Here is a 16421-nt window from a genome sequence, read left to right as displayed (position 1 = left end):
GGCGAAGGTGGCTCCATGGCCACTGTCGTCCACCCCGCGCCCCGCCCGCTCCCCGCCTCCCGTGCCGCCGCCCTGCGCCACCTGGGCCCGCAGTACTACGCGGCGGTGATGGGCACCGGCATCGTCGGCACCGCGGGCGCCGGACTCGGCCCGCACGGTGCCGTGCCGGGCCTGCGCACGGCCTGTACGGCGCTGTGGGCGGCGGCCCTGCTGACGCTCGCCGTGCTGCTGGCCGCCCGGGCCGCGCACTGGGCGCGCCACCCCGGCCAGGCGCGGGCGCACCTGCTGGACCCGGCGGTCGCGCCGTTCTACGGGTGCCTCGCCATGGCGCTGACCTCCGTCGGGGGCGGGGCGCTGATCGTCGGGCGGGACTGGCTCGGCGCGGGCCCCGCGGTGGCGCTGGGCGCCGCGCTCTGGGCGGCGGGCACGGTGACCGGCCTGGTGGTCGCGGTCGGCGTGCCGTACCTGATGGTGGTGCGGCACCCCATCGAGGCGCCGTCCCCCGTGTGGCTGCTCCCGGTCGTCGCGCCCATGGTGTCGGCGGCGTCGGGACCGCTGCTCGCCCCGCACGTGCCGGAGGGCCAGGCGCGGGGCGCGCTGCTCGCGGCGTGCCACGGCATGTTCGGGATGAGCCTGCTGGCGGCGCTGCTCATCGTGCCGCCGGTCTTCGCCCGCCTGGTGACGGCCGGTCCTCCCGCGCCGGCCGCGACCCCGGCACTGCTGCTGGTCCTGGGCCCGCTGGGACAGTCGGTCACGGCGGCGGCGGCTCTCGCGGAGGCGGCGCCGTGGGTGCCGTACGGGCGTGGGCTCGCCGTGGCGTACGGGCTGCCGGTGCTCGGCTTCGCGCTGCTGTGGCTGGCGCTGGCCGGGGCGCTGGTGGTGCGGGCGCGGCGGCGCGGGATGGGCTTCTCGCTGGCGTGGTGGGCGTTCACGTTCCCGGTCGGGACCTGTGTGACGGGGCTGGAGGGGCTGGGGCGGCTCACGGGTCTCGTGGTGCTCGACGGAGCGGCGCTGGCGCTGTACGCGGTGCTGGTCGCGGGCTGGCTGGCGGCGGCGACGGGGACGGTACGGGGCCTGCTCGGCGGCACGCTGCTCGCGGGACCCGGACCGGCGGCCGACGCAACACCGCCCACCACACCCGGCGCCCCGCCCACCACACGCCCCCACACGCCCGACGCACCACCCACCACGCCCCCCAGTGCGCTCCGCGCCCCCCGGTCCACCGCGCCCCACAGGACGCTCAGCGCACCGCCGCCCGCAGCGCCTGCCCCAGTGCCTCCGGCGCCCGGGCGAGCGACGGCCCGTACCAGGTGAGGTACCGCCCGTCCACCAGCGCGGCGGGCAGCCCGTCGAACGCCTCGGGCCCGTCGTCGGCGGTGAACCGGTACGGCTCGTCGGGCAGGACGACCAGGTCGGCCCCGGCGGCCCGCAGCTCCTCCAGCGGGACGCGCGGGTAGCGCTCCGGGTGGTCCGCGTACACGTTGGCGACGCCCAGCCGGGCGAGCAGGTCCCCGGCGAACGTGTCCCGGCCCAGCACCATCCACGGCCGCCGCCAGACGGGGACGACCGCCTTGCGGGGCGGCCCGTCCGGGGCGAGGGCGGCCCAGGCGGCCTCGGCCTGGTCCAGCCAGCGGGGCCGGGAGGGGACCGCGCAGGCGCGCAGCACCCGGTCCAGTTCCCGCAGCGCCTGCTCCAGGCCGCGGATCTCGGTGACCAGCACGTCGAGTCCGGCGGCGCGCAGGGCGGCGAGGTCGTCGGGGCGGTTCTCCTCCTCGTTGGCGACGACGAGGTCGGGGCGGAGCGCCACGATGGCGGCCACGTCCGGGTTCTTCGTACCGCCGATCCGGGGCGCGTCGAGGCCCCCGGGGTGCGTGCACCAGTCCGTACGGCCCACGAGGGCGCCGGGAGCGGACACCGCGACGGCCTCGGTGAGCGACGGCACCAGCGACACGACGCGGGTCACTGCTCCGTCGCCTCCATGTGCGGCGCGACGGACACGACGAGGACGCGCGTGCCGGGGCCGGAGGCGCGCCAGCGGTGGCGGACCCCGCCGGAGAGGTACAGCGTGTCGCCGCGCTCCAGCCGGTAGGCGCGGCCCTCGGCCTCCACCTCCACCGTGCCGTCGGCGACGTACAGCAGGGCGTCGTTGCGGAGGACCAGTTCGCGGCCCGCGTCGTGCTCGCCGGTGAACTCGTCGGCGTGCATCTGGTGCTCGCCGCGCACCAGCGCGCGGACACCGGTCGGGGCGCCCGGGTCGTCGGCGTACGCGGCGGCCCGGACGACATCGACCGTGCGGGCGGCGTCACCCGCGTCGAGCAGCTCGACGGCGGTCGTCTTCAGCGCGTCGGCGATGCACTCCAGGGAACGCATGCTGGGACGGGCGCGCTCGTTCTCGATCTGGCTGAGAAAGGGCACGGACAGGCCGCTGCGCTCGGCGACGGCGGCGAGGGTCAGCGACAGCGCCCTGCGCCTCCTGCGCACGGCCGCGCCGACCCGCGGAGTTTCCTTGTCGTCCATGTCTTCCCTCCCTTCCCTCCCTCTCCCGACAACCTTACGCAGCGCGAGTACCACCGAGTAGCGCAAACGGCCCAAGCTCTGCGACGCGTGGCCTGTCGGTGACGTACGGCATCATGCGGGGTGTGACGCGACGCCTGATGCTCCTCGACACCGCTTCCCTGTACTTCCGGGCCTACTTCGGGGTCCCCGACTCGGTGCGCGCCCCGGACGGCACGCCGGTCAACGCCGTGCGCGGGCTCCTCGACTTCATCGCCCGGCTGGTACAGGACCACCACCCGGACGACCTCGTGGCCTGCATGGACGCCGACTGGCGGCCGGCCTGGCGGGTCGAGCTGATCCCGTCGTACAAGGCGCACCGGGTCGCCGTGGAGACGGGACCGGGCGCGCCGGACGAGGAGGAGGTGCCGGACACGCTGTCGCCGCAGGTGCCGGTGATCGAGGCGGTGCTCGACGCGCTGGGCATCGCGCGGGTGGGCGTCGCCGGGTACGAGGCGGACGACGTGATCGGCACGCTCGCGGGCCGGGCGCCGGGCCCCGTGGACATCGTGACGGGCGACCGGGACCTGTTCCAGCTGGTGGACGACGCGCGCGGGGTGCGGGTGCTGTATCCGGTGAAGGGCGTCGGCACGCTCCAGGCGGTGGACGAGGAGTGGCTGCGCGGGAAGTACGGCGTGGACGGGCCGGGGTACGCGGATCTGGCCACGCTGCGAGGTGACCCGAGCGACGGGCTGCCGGGGGTGCCCGGGGTCGGCGAGAAGACGGCGGCGAAGCTGCTGGAGGCGTTCGGGGACCTGGCGGGCATCATGGCCGCCGTGGACGACCCGGCGTCGAGGCTCACCCCGGCGCAGCGCCGCCGCCTGGACGAGGCGCGGCCGTACCTGGCGGTCGCGCCGAAGGTGGTGCGGGTCGCGGACGACGTTCCGCTGCCGCCGTTCGACCCGGCGCTCCCGGCGGGCCCGAAGGACCCGGAGGCGGTGCGGAAGCTGGCCGAAACGTGGGGTCTCGGAGGGTCGTTGGAGCGGCTGCTCGCCGTTCTCCCCCGATGAAGTGTTAGCTTAGGCATACCTAAGCAACCACTTTCCGGGGAGTACGCCGTGGCGGATGAGCCGTCCCGCAGGACACCGAAGGCCCACGAGGCACGGGTGGTGCGCGCCGAGCGGATCGCTCCGCACATGGTGCGGATCGTGCTCGGCGGCGACGGACTGGACGCCTTCGCCACGAGCGGTCTTACCGACCACTACGTGAAGATCCTGTTCGCTCCGGAGGGCGTGACGTACCCGGAGCCGTTCGACCTGGAGCGGATTCGCGAGGAGCTGCCGCGCGACCAGTGGCCCGCGCAGCGCACGTACACGGTGCGCGCCTGGAACCCGGTGCAGCGGGAGCTGACCATCGACTTCGTGGTGCACGGCGACGAGGGTCTCGCCGGGCCGTGGGCGGCGCGGGCGCGGGTCGGCGAGACGGTCCGTTTCCTGGGCCCGGGCGGCGGCTACGCGCCGGACCCGGCGGCCGACTGGCATCTGCTCGTGGGCGACGAGAGCGCCCTGCCGGCGATCGCCGCGGCCCTGGAGGGGCTGCCGGAAGGGGCCGTCGCGCACGCGTTCATCGAGGTGGACGGTGAGGACGACGAGCTGAAGATCGCCGCCCCGGCCGGCGCGGAGGTGCGCTGGCTCCCCCGGCGCGGCCGCCCGGTCGGCCAGGCGCTGGTCGAGGCGGTGCGGGGCCTGGACTTCCCGGAGGGCACGGTCCACGCGTTCGTCCACGGCGAGGCGGGCGCGGTGCGGGAGCTGCGCCGCCATCTGCGCACGGAGCGCGGCATCCCGCTGGAGCGGCTGTCGATCTCGGGGTACTGGCGTCTCGGCAAGTCCGACGAGGCGTGGCGCGCGGTCAAGCGCGAGTGGAACGCCCAGGTGGAGCGCGAGGAGCAGTCCGCCTGATCGGCCGGTTCCCGCCACGGCGTGACCGGGCCCGCGGATTCCCCCGTGCGGGCCCGCCTGGCGGGGTGTGGTAACCCGTCCGCCTTTCCCTGATGGCGCAATGGTGCGGTTTGCCTCTTACATGGAGCAGACCGCGCGCCAGGTCGGCGCACGAGGACCGACACGGTGTGTGCCTCACCGGAGTCCGGCGAACGGAGCCACGCCATGACCACCGACGATCCCACGTTCCACGCCGCTGGTGCGGCCCCCGGGCCGGAGCAGCCGCCCGACGCGGCGGCCTCCATAGCGAGGCCCTTCGGCGCGCCGCCCGGCGCCGTGCCCGTCGAAGCCGTCCCCCTGGAGACGCCGCGCCCCGCACCGGCGCGCCCGGCCCCCGCGCATACGCCCACGGCCGGTACGACCCGCAGGACAGGCGGGTTCACGCCGATGCGGTCGGCCTCGCCCTCGTACGCGAGCGCCGCCCCGGCCCACGGGCCCGGCACGGCCCGGGGCACGGGCGCACAGGCGGGCGTACGCACGGACGAAGCACGGGCCGGTGCGGTACCCCCCGTGCCCGCGCTCCCGCCGGGCCACGGCACCGCGCCCCGCGGCATCGGGGGCGCGAACACCGCGCACGCCATGCCCGCGGGCATGACGGTGACGCCCGGCGGCATCGTCTCGCACGGCGGCACGACCGACGACACGACCGACGACGTGACCGCGTCCGACCGGGACGCCCTCACCCGTTCCGGCGGCCTGCGGGCCCCCTCCGGGACCGGCCGCCCCGAGGAGCGCCCCGGCGGCTTCGGAGCCCCCGACGGCATCACCCGCCCGGTCGGCCGGGACGCCCCCGCCCGCCCCACCCTCACCAGCGCCCCGGAGGAGCCCGGCGTCCGGGCCGGTGGCGCCGACGCCCACGACGGCCCGGCCGGTCACCCGGCGGCGGACGCCGCGCTCGTCGAGGCGATGCTCGGCGAGACCAAGGGGGCGGACGCGGAAGACGCGGACGACCGCCCGGACGCCGAGGACGAGGACAGCGACGAGCGCATGCGGACCCTCATCTGGACGGCGGCCACCTACCGCCCGCTGGAGGAGGTCGTCGCGCTGGTCACCCAGCTCAAGGACGCCAAGGCCGTGGACAGCCCCGCGGACGAGGCGCTGCGCGCCGCCGCGGTGGCCCGGCCTCTCGACGAGGTCCGCCAGCTGGTCGCACTGCTCAACGAAGCCGGTCACACGCTCGACGAGAACGACACGACGCTCCGTGCCGCGGCCGTCGGACGGCCCATCGAGGACGTCGTCCAGCTGGTCGGCATCCTGGGCACCGCCCAGGGCCGCCCCCTCTCCCCGGACGCGGTGGCGCCGGGAGCGGCGACGGCCGGAGGCCAGGCCGTCCCGCAGGACCCCTGCCTCCGCCCGCCCCGCTCCGCGGCGACGACGACGACGGCGACGGCCTCGGCGCCCGCCCCGACGCTGACCTCCGCACGGGACAACGAGGCGGACGGCCCCGCGCAGCGCTCCGGCCTGCGCTGGCTCGCCGCGGCGACGCTGTTCGCGTGCGGCGTGATCCATCTCCCCAGGGACTTCGGCGCCCTGTGGTCCGGCGGGTACGCGGACGGCCTCGTCTTCACCATCGCCCTGCTCTGCCTGGTGCTCGGCGAGTGGCTGATCGTGCGGGAGACCGTACGGGTCTGGGCGTCCGCGGCCGCGCTGTCCATCTGCGTGGTGGCCGTCCACGGTATGGCGGGCAGCAGCGGGGTCGCCCTGCTGGGCAACAGCGTGGGCCACGCCTGGGCCTGGGCCGGGGCCACGGCGGTGGCCTCCGCGATGCTCACGGCGCTCCTGACGGGCCTCGCCCTGATGCGCCGACAGCGGAAGCCGGCCCCCCGCACCGACAGCACCTAGGCACGGCGGGCGACGCCCGCGGTCCGGTACGGGAAGGGTCCCCGCTCCTCGGCGGGGACCCTTCCCGTACCGGCACCCGCGGTCCCGGGCCCCGCGCACCCCCGCACGGCCGCCGCGAGGTCCGGCGCCGCGCGGGCGCCTAACCAGCCGCACCGCCCGCGCCGCCGGAACCCCCAGCCGCGTCCGCACCGCCCGCGCCGCCGGAACCCCCAGCCGCGTCCGCGCCGCCCGTACGGCTCGCACCCCGCGCAGCCGCCTCGTCCGCACCGCCGGGACCGCCCTCACCGCCCGCACCTTCCGTGCCGGCCGCGGGCGCCGACGCGTCGTCCGGGGCGGCCGTGTCGTACAGGCGGGCCGAGGCGTCCGCCTGGGCGAGGCGCCGCAGCGCGGTGAACACGGCGTCGCCCAGGACCGTGCCCACCACGGTGCTCTCCACCAGGTCTTCCCGCACGACCTCACGCGCCACGTACGCCATGTCCGCCTCGGCGACCCGCTCCGCCGCCTCCGCGTACGGGTCCAACGACACCTCCGCGAACCGCTCGTGCCCCAGCCGGAACATCGCCGCGAGCGCGTCGGCCAGCGAACGGGCCGCCGGATACCCGTCGTCCACCCGCCACCCCCGGCGGGCGATCAGCGCGGCCGCCTGCCTGACCGCGGCTTCCCGCGCCGCGTCGTCGGGTCCGTCCTCGCGCGGCGCGATGCGCCCGTGCGCCGCGCCCAGCAGGTCGTGCACCGAGCGCCCGGGGTCCTCCACGGCGTCCAGCACGTCCCGGATGGCGGCCACCGAGAGCCCGCCCACGTCCATGAGCGCCCGCACCAGCCGCAGCCTTCGGACGTGCGACTCGTCGTACCGGGCCTGGTTGGGGCTGCTCAGCTCACCGGCGGGCAGCAGCCCCTCCCGTACGTAGTACTTGATCGTCGGCACCGACACGCCGGTCCTGCGGCTCAACTCGCCCACGCGCACGCGCACTCACCCCTTCGCTCCCGACCGCACCCCGCCCTTGCCGAGGCACGACCCACCTCGGACGGCAACGCTATCGGACAGCGGAAAGCGCCACTATCCGCATGCCTTGGGCTACCGCCCACGACAGACCCCGCCCGGCCTGTGAACGGCGAAGGCCCGGCCGGAGAAACCCCGGCCGGGCCCTTGTCCGTCGTACGGGCCTCAGCTCACCGAGCTGTACGCGACGACGCCCCGCAGCAGCCCGTCGACCGCCTTGCGGGCGTTCTTGGCGACGGTGCTGTCCTCGTGCGGCGCAGCCGCCGCGATCTGGCCCAGCACGTCGATGAGCTGCTTGCACCAGCGCACGAAGTCGCCGGCCGGCATCTCCGCCTCGCGCAGCACCTCGTCCAGGCCCTTGCCGGACGCCCACTGGTGCGCCGCCCAGGCGAAGCCGAGGTCCGGCTCGCGCTGCCCGACACCCTCCGCCTGCTTGACCCGGAACTCCTCCTCCAGGGCGTCCAGGCGGCCCCAGATGCGGACCATCTCGCCCAGCGCGGCCTTCGACCGGCCAGTCGGCACCTTCGGCGCGACCGCGTCGTCGGACTGCCGTGCCTCGTACACCAGCGCAGACGCGCACGCGGCGAGCTCGGCCGGGTCCAGCCCCTCCCAGACGCGCTCCCGCAGGCACTCGCTGGCCAGCAGGTCCAGCTCGCCGTAGAGCCGCGCGAGCCGCTTGCCGTGCTCGGTGACCTCGTCCGCGCGCAGGTAGTCCAGCTCCGTCAGCAGTGCGACGATCCGGTCGAAGGTGCGGGCGATCGTGTTGGTACGGCCCTCGATGCGCCGCTCCAGCTGCCGCGTGTCCCGCTGGAGCCGGTGGTACCGCTCCGCCCAGCGGGCGTGGTCCTCCCGCTCGTCGCAGCCGTGGCAGGGGTGCGCCCGCAGCGCGGCGCGCAGCCTCGTGATCTCCCGGTCGTCCACCGCCGCGGACCGCTGCTTGCGCTGCCGCTCCGGCACGATGTGCCCGGCCTTGGTCCGCAGCGCCGACGCGAGGTCGCGGCGGGACTGCGGGGAGCGCGGGTTGAACGAGCGCGGGATGCGCATCCGCTCCAGCGGCTCCACCGGCACGGGGAAGTCGATCGACGCCAACCGCTTGACCTGCCGCTCCGCGGTGAGGACCAGCGGGCGCGGACCGTCCTGGTAGTCGAAGCCCCGGTGCCCGTTGGACCGCCCGGCGGGCAGCCCCGGGTCCAGCACCAGCGCAAGCCCGGCGAACTTGCCGGTCGGCACATGGATGACGTCACCGGGCTTGAGCCGCTCCAGGGAGGTGGCCGCGGCGGCGCGCCGCTGGGCGGCACCCTGCTTGGCCAGCTCGTTCTCCCGGTCCTTCAGCTCGCGCCGCATCCGCGCGTACTCCTCGAAGTCCCCGAGGTGGCAGGTCATGCCCTGGCGGTAACCCTCCAGGCCCTCCTCGTTGCGCTGGACCTGCCGGGAGATGCCGACGACGGACCGGTCCGCCTGGAACTGGGCGAACGACGTCTCCAGCAGCTCCCGCGACCGGTGCCGGCCGAACTGGTCCACCAGATTGACCGCCATGTTGTACGACGGCTTGAAGCTGGAGCGCAGCGGGTACGTGCGCGTCCCGGCCAGGCCCGCGAGGTGCGCCGGGTCCATGCCGCGCTGCCAGAGCACCACGGCGTGGCCCTCGACGTCGATGCCGCGCCGGCCCGCTCGGCCGGTGAGCTGTGTGTACTCGCCGGGCGTGATGTCGGCGTGCTGCTCGCCGTTCCACTTGACGAGCTTCTCCAGGACGACCGACCTGGCCGGCATGTTGATGCCGAGCGCCAGAGTCTCCGTGGCGAAGACCGCCTTGACGAGACCCCGGACGAACAGCTCCTCCACGACCTCCTTGAACGTCGGCAGCATGCCCGCGTGGTGCGCGGCGATGCCCCGCTCCAGCGCCTCCAGCCACTCGTAGTACCCGAGGACGTGGAGGTCCTCGGTGGGGATGGACGCCGTGCGCTCCTCGACGATCTCGCGGACCCGGGCGCGGGCGTCCTCGTCGTTGAGCCGCAGACCCGCGTAGAGGCACTGCTGGACGGCGGACTCGCAGCCGGCGCGGCTGAAGATGAACGTGATGGCCGGCAGCAGGCCCTCGGCGTCGAGCCGCTCGATGACCTCGGCGCGTCCCGGGGTCCAGATCCGCGACCGCTGGCGGCGCTCCCGCTCCCGGTCGGCCTCGCGGACCATCTTGCCGCGCCGCCGGTCGCGCGGGTTGTACGTGCGCGAGTTCTCCATGCGGGCGAGGCGCACCAGGTCGGGGTTGACCTCGCGGCGGGTGACGCCGCGGCCGCCGTGGTCGGTCTCCTCCTCGAAGAGGTCGTAGATCCGGCGTCCCGCGAGGACGTGCTGCCACAGCGGGACGGGCCGGCTCTCGGAGACGATCACCTCGGTGTCGCCGCGGACCGTGTCCAGCCAGTCGCCGAACTCCTCGGCGTTGGAGACCGTCGCGGAGAGCGAGACGAGCGTCACGGACTCGGGAAGGTGGATGATCACCTCTTCCCAGACGGCGCCCCGGAAGCGGTCGGAGAGGTAGTGCACCTCGTCCATGACCACATAGCCCAGGCCGCGCAGCGACTGGGACCCCGCGTACAGCATGTTGCGGAGGACCTCGGTGGTCATGACGATCACCGGGGCGTCGGAGTTGACGCTGTTGTCGCCGGTGAGCAGGCCGACCTTGCCGGGGCCGTAGCGCTTGACGAGGTCGGTGTACTTCTGGTTCGACAAGGCCTTGATCGGCGTCGTGTAGAAGCACTTGCGGCCCTGCGCGAGGGCGAGGTGGACGGCGAACTCGCCGACGATGGTCTTGCCCGAGCCGGTCGGCGCCGCGACGAGCACGCCCTTGCCCGTCTCCAGGGCCTGGCATGCCTCGATCTGGAACGGGTCCAGCTCGAAGTCGTAGAGAGCGCGGAAGGCGTGGAGCGCGGTGGCCTCCTCGGCCGCCCGGCGCCGGGCGGCCGCGTACGCTTCCGCGGGTGTGAGGTCGTCTGTCATCTTGTTATCGAGACTACCCGCCGGTGCTGACAGTCAGCTCAGCGTTTATTCGACTCCTCCCGCCACCGCTCACGGACCGTCCGCGGACGCGTCACCGCGGCCGCGTACGGTGAGCGGCCGGCCACGCGTTGTGCGCGGCCGGCCGTCGGTGTCCGGGTGGAGGCGGGGTGCGGGTCCGGGCCGGTATCCGGGCCCAAGTCCGGCCCCGGCCCCCGGGGTTCGGGCTCAGGTGACGTCGTCGTAGCCGTTGACGCGGCGGGCGGGGGCCGTGTCGGCCGGTCCGCTGGCCTGCTCGGGCAGGGCGGGCGTGGCGACCGGTTCGACGGGGGTGATCGGCTCGGGCCTGAGGTCGAGCGGTGACGCCTCGTCGTCGGCCAGCTCGGGGCCTTCCTTGCGGCGTCGGCGGCGGTCGTTGAGGAGGGCGAAGCCGACGGCACCGAAGTACAGCGCCGTCAGGGGAAGCTGAAGCGCGATCATGGACAGCGGGTCGGTCGGCGTGACGACCGCCGAGAAGATCGCGATGCACATCACCATGCCGCGCCACCAGCCGAGCATCTTCTTGCCGCTGACGACACCGCCCAGGTTGAGCAGGACGAGCAGCAGCGGCAGCTGGAAGGCGATGCCGAAGGCGAGGACCAGCTTGACCGTCATGCCGATCATGTCGTCGACGGTGATGTAGTTCACCGAGCCGTCGACGCTGAAGCTGAGGAGCAGCGGCACCGCGTGCGGAAGGATCCAGTACGCGAGGTAGGCGCCCGCGAAGAACAGCGGCGTACCGATCACGACCGTGGAGACCGCGTACTTCTTCTCGTTCTTGTGCAGACCGGGCGCGATGAACGCCCACAGCTGGTACAGCCAGACCGGGGCGGACCCGACGAGCCCCGCCATGATGCCGACCTTGACGTACGTGGTGAAGGGGGACGTGATGCCGATCTGCGAGAGCACGGCGCAGCGGCCTTCGCGTGCGGCCGCCTCGAGCTCGCTCGTACACCGGGGCACGGGAGAGCTCAGGAACTCGGCGATGTCCTTGGAGAAGAACAGCGCCACGATCATCAGCGGGATGAAGGCCAGCAGGGACTTGACCAGCCGGTCACGGAGCTCACGCAGATGCTCGACGAGGGGCATCCGCCCCTCGGGGTCCTTGGGCTTCTTGCGGGCAGACTTGAGCAACCCACGTCCTTCTCTCCGAGGGCGGCCGTCCGTCCGGGCGGCCACCCGTGTGCCTGTGGTGAACCGTGAACCGCGTACGCCGGGGCGTCAGCCCTGGGCGGTCCGCTTGGGCTCCTCCACCGGGCGGGCGGACGCGACGTCCCCGGGAGCGGCCTGGATGGTCCTGGGTGCGGCGGTCTGCTCGGCGGTGCCCGCCTGCGACGCGTCGTCCTTGGCGCCTTCGTTCTTCATCGCGGCGGCCTCGCTCTTGAGGATGCGGGCGCTCTTGCCCAGCGAGCGGGCGACCTCCGGGAGCTTCTTGGCTCCGAAGAGGAGGACGATGATCCCCACGATGATGACCGCCTGCCAGACGCCGATCTGTCCCATGAGTGCCTACCTTCTGACCGAGGTCACCTGTACCGGAGCGGTGCGGACGCATGACTTGCCGGCCGCCCGCGCGGGAATTCATCGTAACCCTCGCCGGTGAACGCACGGCAATCCCCCGGCGTACCCCGGGTGCGGAAGTCAGCGGGGCGGTGTGCGGGTCGTACCGGCCGGGTCGGCCGGGGCCGGGCGGCGCGGCAGACTGTCGCTCGTCCGGGCGAGGTTGACGGCCGCCTTCTCCAGCTCCTCGGCGGCGCTGTTGATCCGCTGTGTGGTGCGCGTCACTTGACGGCCGAGGCGCTGGGCCTCGGTGAACACCCGGATGCCGAGGACACCGAGGACGGCGATCCCGAGGAACCCCAGGGCGACGGCGAACATGGGCCAGAACATGGGCAGAGCCTAGACGGTGTCAGACGGTGGAGTGGAGCCGCAGCGTCCGCACCCCGCCGCCGGTGAGGAGCTCGACGATCCGCTCCCCGGCGGGCTTGCGGACCGACGACCCGCACTCGGGGCAGGTGAAGGAGTAGAAGGTGGTACGGCGGCTGGCGCCGATGGCCAGCCGCAGAGAGCCCGGGGACAGTTCGAAACGGGCGCGGCATTCGGGGCAGGCGGCCTTGAAGAGGACCGTGCGGCGCGGCTGCGGGATGCCGGGCAGCAGAGTCGTGTTCCCCGTGTCCCCCATGGCTTCCTCTCCCTTTCCCGTCTTCCCGTGTCCGCGGTTCCCGTCCCGGCCCCCGCGGCGTCAGTCCTGGACCTCGTACGCGGCGAGCGCCTCGCGCGCCGCGCGGCGGGCGCTCTCGGCGAGCCCCTCCGGGGACACGATCCGCCCGTCCCGCCCCAGGCGCAGCGCCAGCCGCCGCAGCGAGGCCGGGTCGGGGGTGCGCAGCGTGATGCGCAGACCGCCGTCGGGCAGCTCGTCGGCGCTGTCGTGCGGGTAGTACTCGGCGACCCAGCGGCCGCCCGGGCCGACCTCGACCACGACCTCGGGGTCGTCGGCGGACGGCTGGACCAGGCCCTCCGACAGGTCGCGCAGCTCGATCTCCGGGGGCGCGGACGGCTCGTCCAGGATGCGGATCTCCGCCACCCGGTCGAGGCGGAAGGTGCGCCGCGCCTCGGACAGCCGGCACCACGCCTCCATGTACGTGTGGCCGACGGCGAACAGGCGGATCGGGTCCACCTCACGCTCCGTCAGCTCGTCGCGCGCCGGGGAGTAGTAGCGCAGCCACACCCGGCGCCGCTCGGAGATGGCCCGGTCCGCCTCGGCGAAGACACCGCCCTCGGACTCGAAGGTGACCGACAGCCGGGAGCTGGCACCGGCGGCCTCCCCTGCGGCGGCCTCCAGTTTGGCGGTGGCGCGCAGCAGCGCCTCGCGGTCGCTCTCCCGCAGCCCCGGCAGGGTGGCGACGGCGCGGGCGGCGACGAGCAGGGCGGTCGCCTCGTCGGCGGCGATGCGCAGCGGTTCGGCCACGTCGTCGGCGTTGTGCCACCAGATCTGCTCGCCGTCCGTGTCGATGTCGAGCAGGTCACCGCCGCGGAAGCTGGTGCCGCACATGGGCAGGACGTCGAGGTCGGCGATCAGCTCGGCCTCGGTGATGCCGAAGGCGCGGGCCACGTCGCCGACGTGGGCGCCGGGGCGTTCCCGCAGATAGGTCACCAGGGAGAGCATCCGCCTGGTCTGGTCGATCGCGTTGGTGGCCATCGCTCGCTCGGTCCGTCCGTTTCCCTCGATACCCGCCGGTCAGCTGCCCTTGGCGACGGCGCGCAGCCGGTCCACCACGTCGGCGCGCAGGTCCGCCGGTTCCCGTACGACGACGTCGGGGCCGAACTCGACGAGCCACGCGTCCAAGCCGTGCCCGTACGGAATCTCCAGCTCGTCCCAGCCGTCGCCGCCGTCCCATACGGTCAGGGCGCGGGCGCGCAGCGGGTAGCCGCAGTCGGCGCGCAGCCGGATCAGCGCGGTGCGCGTGGCGCTCTCCCCGGCCCAGCGCTCCACGGCCTCGCGGACGGTGGACACGTCCGGCACGGGCGCGGTGAACGCCCCGGCGCGGGAGCGGACCCTGCCGGTGATGCGGGAGAGGCGGAAAACCCGCTGGGCGCCGCGGTCCCGGTCCCAGCCGGCCAGGTACCAGTGGCCGCGCCAGCACTCCAGGGTCCACGGCTCGACGTGGCGGGTCTCGGCGTGGGCAGAGTTGGACTTGCGGTACTCGAAGACGACGGGGCGCCGGTCGCGGCAGGCGAGCATCAGCGGCTCGAAGGCGGCCTCGTGGACCGGGATGCGCGGTTCGAGCGCGCCGGGCCGGTCGTCGTACGGGTCGTCCGCCTCGGGCATGCCCGCGGCGCGGAGCTTCTGGAGGGCGCCGCTGGCCGCACCGGCGAGGCGGGCCTGCTGCCACACCTTGGCTGCCAGGGTGAGCGCGGCGGCCTCCTCGGCGTCCAGCTGGATGGGCGGGAGGCGGTTGGAGTCGCGGCGGGCCAGGTAGCCGGTCTCGCCGTCCAGGTTCTCCACGGTCTCGATGACCAGGCCGAGCTCGCGCAGGTCGTCCTTGTCGCGCTCGAACATGCGGTTGAAGGAGTCGTCGGCCGGGGAGGGCCCGCCGTCACCGGGGCCGAACGCCTCGACGTACGCCTCGATGGAGCCGCGCAGCTCGCGCTTGCTGAGCGGCCGCCGCGTGCCCAGCAGGCACAGCGCGAGATTCATCAGCCGCTCGGCCTTGGCAATGGCCATCGACGCCCAGCACCTCTTCGTATGGAGTCCCAATCGCCCGATGACCGTACCGCTCCGAGCACGCCGTCACCAAAGTCACGCCCAAATCACCTCCGCCTCTTCTCGGCCCGCTCCTCCCCCGAACTCGGCTCCGCTCGGGCAGGGGCCCCACCGGGGCGCTTCGTGCGGGTGCCGGGAGGCCGACCGTGCTCAGGCTCCCCCAGACTCCGTCCGGGGGCACCCCGTCGTTCCTCAGGCCTCCGCGGTCGAGCTCTCGACACCGCGCGCCCCTGCGGCTCCACGAGCGGTACAACGCTCCGGCAGGGACGCGGCGAGGGCCCGCACCGTGGTGCGGGCCCTCGCCGGCTGCGGGGCGGGATCAGACCGCGACGAGGTCGCAGACGAAGATCAGCGTCTCGCCCGGGGCGATCTTGCCGCCGGCGCCGCGGTCGCCGTAGGCGAGGTGCGGCGGGATGATCAGCTGGCGGCGGCCGCCGACCTTCATGCCCTGGACGCCCTGGTCCCAGCCGGAGATGACCTGGCCGACACCGAGCTGGAACTGCAGCGGCGTGCCGCGGTTCCAGGAGGCGTCGAACTCCTCGCCGGAGGAGAAGGACACACCGACGTAGTGAACCTTCACCATGTCGCCGGCCTTGGCCTCGGGACCGTCGCCGACCCAGATGTCCTTGATCTCCAGCTCCGCCGGCGGCTCGCCGCCCGGGAAGTCGACCTCGGGCTTCTCGATGTTCACGTCAGTGCTCCTGTTGATCGCTTGTGCACAACCCGCACAGTCTTACATCTTCGCCAGGATGTCGAGCGTGAAGACCAGCGTGGAGTTGGCCGGGATCTCACCGGAGGCCTGGTCGCCGTAGCCCATGTCCGGGGGCACGACCAGCATGACGCGGCTGCCGACCTTCTTGCCCGCGAGGCCCTCCTGCCAGCCCTTGATCAGCTGCTGGAGCGGGAAGGCGGCGAGCTGCTGGCGGGAGTAGCTGGAGTCGAACTCCTTGCCGCCGTTCCACAGCACGCCTTTGTACTGGAGGAGCAGCTTGTCGGTGGGCTGCACCTCCTCGCCGTCGCCCTCCAGGACGTACTTCGCGACGAGCTTCTTCGGCGCTGCGCCCTTGGGGACGGTGACGGCGGGGGCCTTGCCGTCGGTGTTGGTGCCGACCTTGGGGAGGGCAGCGTCGTCCTGCGGGACCTCCTTGCCCTTGGCGGAGGACTTGCCGTTGAAGGTCTCCTCGATGTCGATGACGAAGACCATCGTGTCGGTGCCCTTGATGTCGCCGCGGCCCTCGGAGCCGTAGCCCAGGGCCGGGGGGACGGCCATCTCGACGCGGCTCTTGGCCTTCTTGCCGGTCAGACCGACGCGCCAGCCGTCGATCACGGCGCCCTGCTGGAGCTGGATGACCAGGGGCTGCTTGCGGTCGTACGAGTTGTCGAAGACCTTCGCGGAGTCCCAGATCTGTCCGAGGTAGTGCGCCCGGACGTAGTCGCCCTCGGCGACCGTCGTGCCGGAACCGGCGATGACCGTCTTCACCGCCAGGTCGGAGGACGGCTTCCCGGAGCCCTTGGCGACGGTCGGCTTCTCACCGAACTTCTGCCCGCCCGTGATGGCGGGCAGCGGCCCGTCCACGACCTTCGCGGAGGCGCCCGGCTCCGGCGCCGACGGGCTCTCGGCGACCTGGTCCTTGTCCTTGTCCTGGGTTGACTTGTCGTCGCCGCAGGCCGACAGGGTGAGCAGGCCGGCGGGCACGGCGAGAAGGAGGGAGCGACGACGCACGGGAAGCCTCGTAATCTGGTCGGGGATCGATCTTGTGTTGGGTGCGCGCCACTCTACGGCGTGCGGGAGGTGCCG

15 protein-coding genes and 1 pseudogene are annotated in these 16421 nt (G+C 73.9%); 4 read left to right on the top strand and 12 right to left on the bottom strand.

The features are described from left to right. Window positions 1-15: 15 nt before the first annotated feature. The gene (locus J116_RS23510; RefSeq protein WP_023589538.1) at window positions 16-1314 is read left to right on the top strand and encodes an SLAC1 family transporter; all 1299 of its coding nucleotides are present in this window, start codon (window positions 16-18) and stop codon (window positions 1312-1314) included. Here the strand turns inward: J116_RS23510 and J116_RS23505 are convergent. Together J116_RS23505 and J116_RS23500 are read right to left on the bottom strand one after the other, a co-directional pair. Beyond that, complete coding sequence (locus J116_RS23505; RefSeq protein ID WP_023589537.1) at window positions 1241-1963, bottom strand: helical backbone metal receptor; 723 nt, start codon at window positions 1961-1963, stop codon at window positions 1241-1243. The genes J116_RS23510 and J116_RS23505 overlap by 74 nt on opposite strands. Continuing rightward, on the bottom strand, window positions 1960-2517 hold the full coding sequence (locus J116_RS23500; protein ID WP_023589536.1) for a helix-turn-helix domain-containing protein: 558 nt from the start codon (window positions 2515-2517) through the stop codon (window positions 1960-1962). The genes J116_RS23505 and J116_RS23500 overlap by 4 nt, the downstream gene beginning before the upstream one ends. 137 nt (window positions 2518-2654) lie before the next feature. Between J116_RS23500 and J116_RS23495 the strand changes: the two genes are divergently transcribed. The 3 genes from J116_RS23495 (at window position 2655) to J116_RS28835 (ending at window position 6332) form a co-directional block, all read left to right on the top strand. Further along, window positions 2655-3563, top strand: coding sequence for a 5'-3' exonuclease (locus tag J116_RS23495; protein ID WP_028964447.1), 909 nt, complete (start codon window positions 2655-2657; stop codon window positions 3561-3563). Between the two features lie 48 nt (window positions 3564-3611). Next, window positions 3612-4451, top strand: coding sequence for a siderophore-interacting protein (locus J116_RS23490; RefSeq protein ID WP_023589534.1), 840 nt, complete (start codon window positions 3612-3614; stop codon window positions 4449-4451). A 204-nt stretch (window positions 4452-4655) separates the two neighbouring features. Then, window positions 4656-6332, top strand: a complete 1677-nt coding sequence (locus tag J116_RS28835; protein ID WP_023589533.1) for a hypothetical protein — start codon at window positions 4656-4658, stop codon at window positions 6330-6332. 139 nt (window positions 6333-6471) lie between these two features. Here J116_RS28835 and J116_RS23480 read toward each other — a convergent pair whose 3' ends face one another. The 10 genes and pseudogenes from J116_RS23480 to J116_RS23435 all read right to left on the bottom strand — a co-directional run bounded on the left by J116_RS23480 (window position 6472) and on the right by J116_RS23435 (window position 16346). Further along, on the bottom strand, window positions 6472-7302 hold the full coding sequence (locus tag J116_RS23480; RefSeq protein ID WP_023589532.1) for a MerR family transcriptional regulator: 831 nt from the start codon (window positions 7300-7302) through the stop codon (window positions 6472-6474). A 195-nt stretch (window positions 7303-7497) separates the two neighbouring features. Continuing rightward, entirely contained in the window at window positions 7498-10326 is a 2829-nt protein-coding gene (locus tag J116_RS23475) for a DEAD/DEAH box helicase (protein ID WP_023589531.1), read from the bottom strand. 225 nt (window positions 10327-10551) lie between these two features. Further along, window positions 10552-11496: a twin-arginine translocase subunit TatC gene (tatC, locus tag J116_RS23470; RefSeq protein WP_023589530.1), complete on the bottom strand. Its 945-nt coding sequence runs from the start codon at window positions 11494-11496 to the stop codon at window positions 10552-10554. 87 nt (window positions 11497-11583) lie between these two features. Next, window positions 11584-11862: a Sec-independent protein translocase subunit TatA gene (tatA, locus tag J116_RS23465; RefSeq protein ID WP_023589529.1), complete on the bottom strand. Its 279-nt coding sequence runs from the start codon at window positions 11860-11862 to the stop codon at window positions 11584-11586. A gap of 195 nt (window positions 11863-12057) precedes the next feature. Next, window positions 12058-12249 (bottom strand): annotated as a pseudogene (locus tag J116_RS23460) (hypothetical protein); the annotation flags it as partial. A gap of 19 nt (window positions 12250-12268) precedes the next feature. Next, window positions 12269-12541, bottom strand: coding sequence for a CpXC domain-containing protein (locus tag J116_RS23455; protein WP_023589527.1), 273 nt, complete (start codon window positions 12539-12541; stop codon window positions 12269-12271). Window positions 12542-12601: 60 nt separating this feature from the next. Further along, the gene (locus J116_RS23450) at window positions 12602-13558 is read right to left on the bottom strand and encodes a helix-turn-helix transcriptional regulator (RefSeq protein ID WP_023589526.1); all 957 of its coding nucleotides are present in this window, start codon (window positions 13556-13558) and stop codon (window positions 12602-12604) included. A gap of 39 nt (window positions 13559-13597) precedes the next feature. Then, on the bottom strand, window positions 13598-14584 hold the full coding sequence (locus J116_RS23445; protein ID WP_023589525.1) for a helix-turn-helix transcriptional regulator: 987 nt from the start codon (window positions 14582-14584) through the stop codon (window positions 13598-13600). Window positions 14585-14942: 358 nt separating this feature from the next. Continuing rightward, window positions 14943-15314, bottom strand: coding sequence for an FKBP-type peptidyl-prolyl cis-trans isomerase (locus tag J116_RS23440; protein ID WP_023589524.1), 372 nt, complete (start codon window positions 15312-15314; stop codon window positions 14943-14945). Window positions 15315-15356: 42 nt separating this feature from the next. Further along, on the bottom strand, window positions 15357-16346 hold the full coding sequence (locus J116_RS23435) for an FKBP-type peptidyl-prolyl cis-trans isomerase (protein WP_023589523.1): 990 nt from the start codon (window positions 16344-16346) through the stop codon (window positions 15357-15359). Between the last annotated feature and the right edge of the window lie 75 nt (window positions 16347-16421).

The organism is Streptomyces thermolilacinus SPC6 (assembly GCF_000478605.2).
GTDB lineage: Bacteria > Actinomycetota > Actinomycetes > Streptomycetales > Streptomycetaceae > Streptomyces > Streptomyces thermolilacinus.
This window is presented reverse-complemented; position numbering and strand designations above follow the sequence as displayed.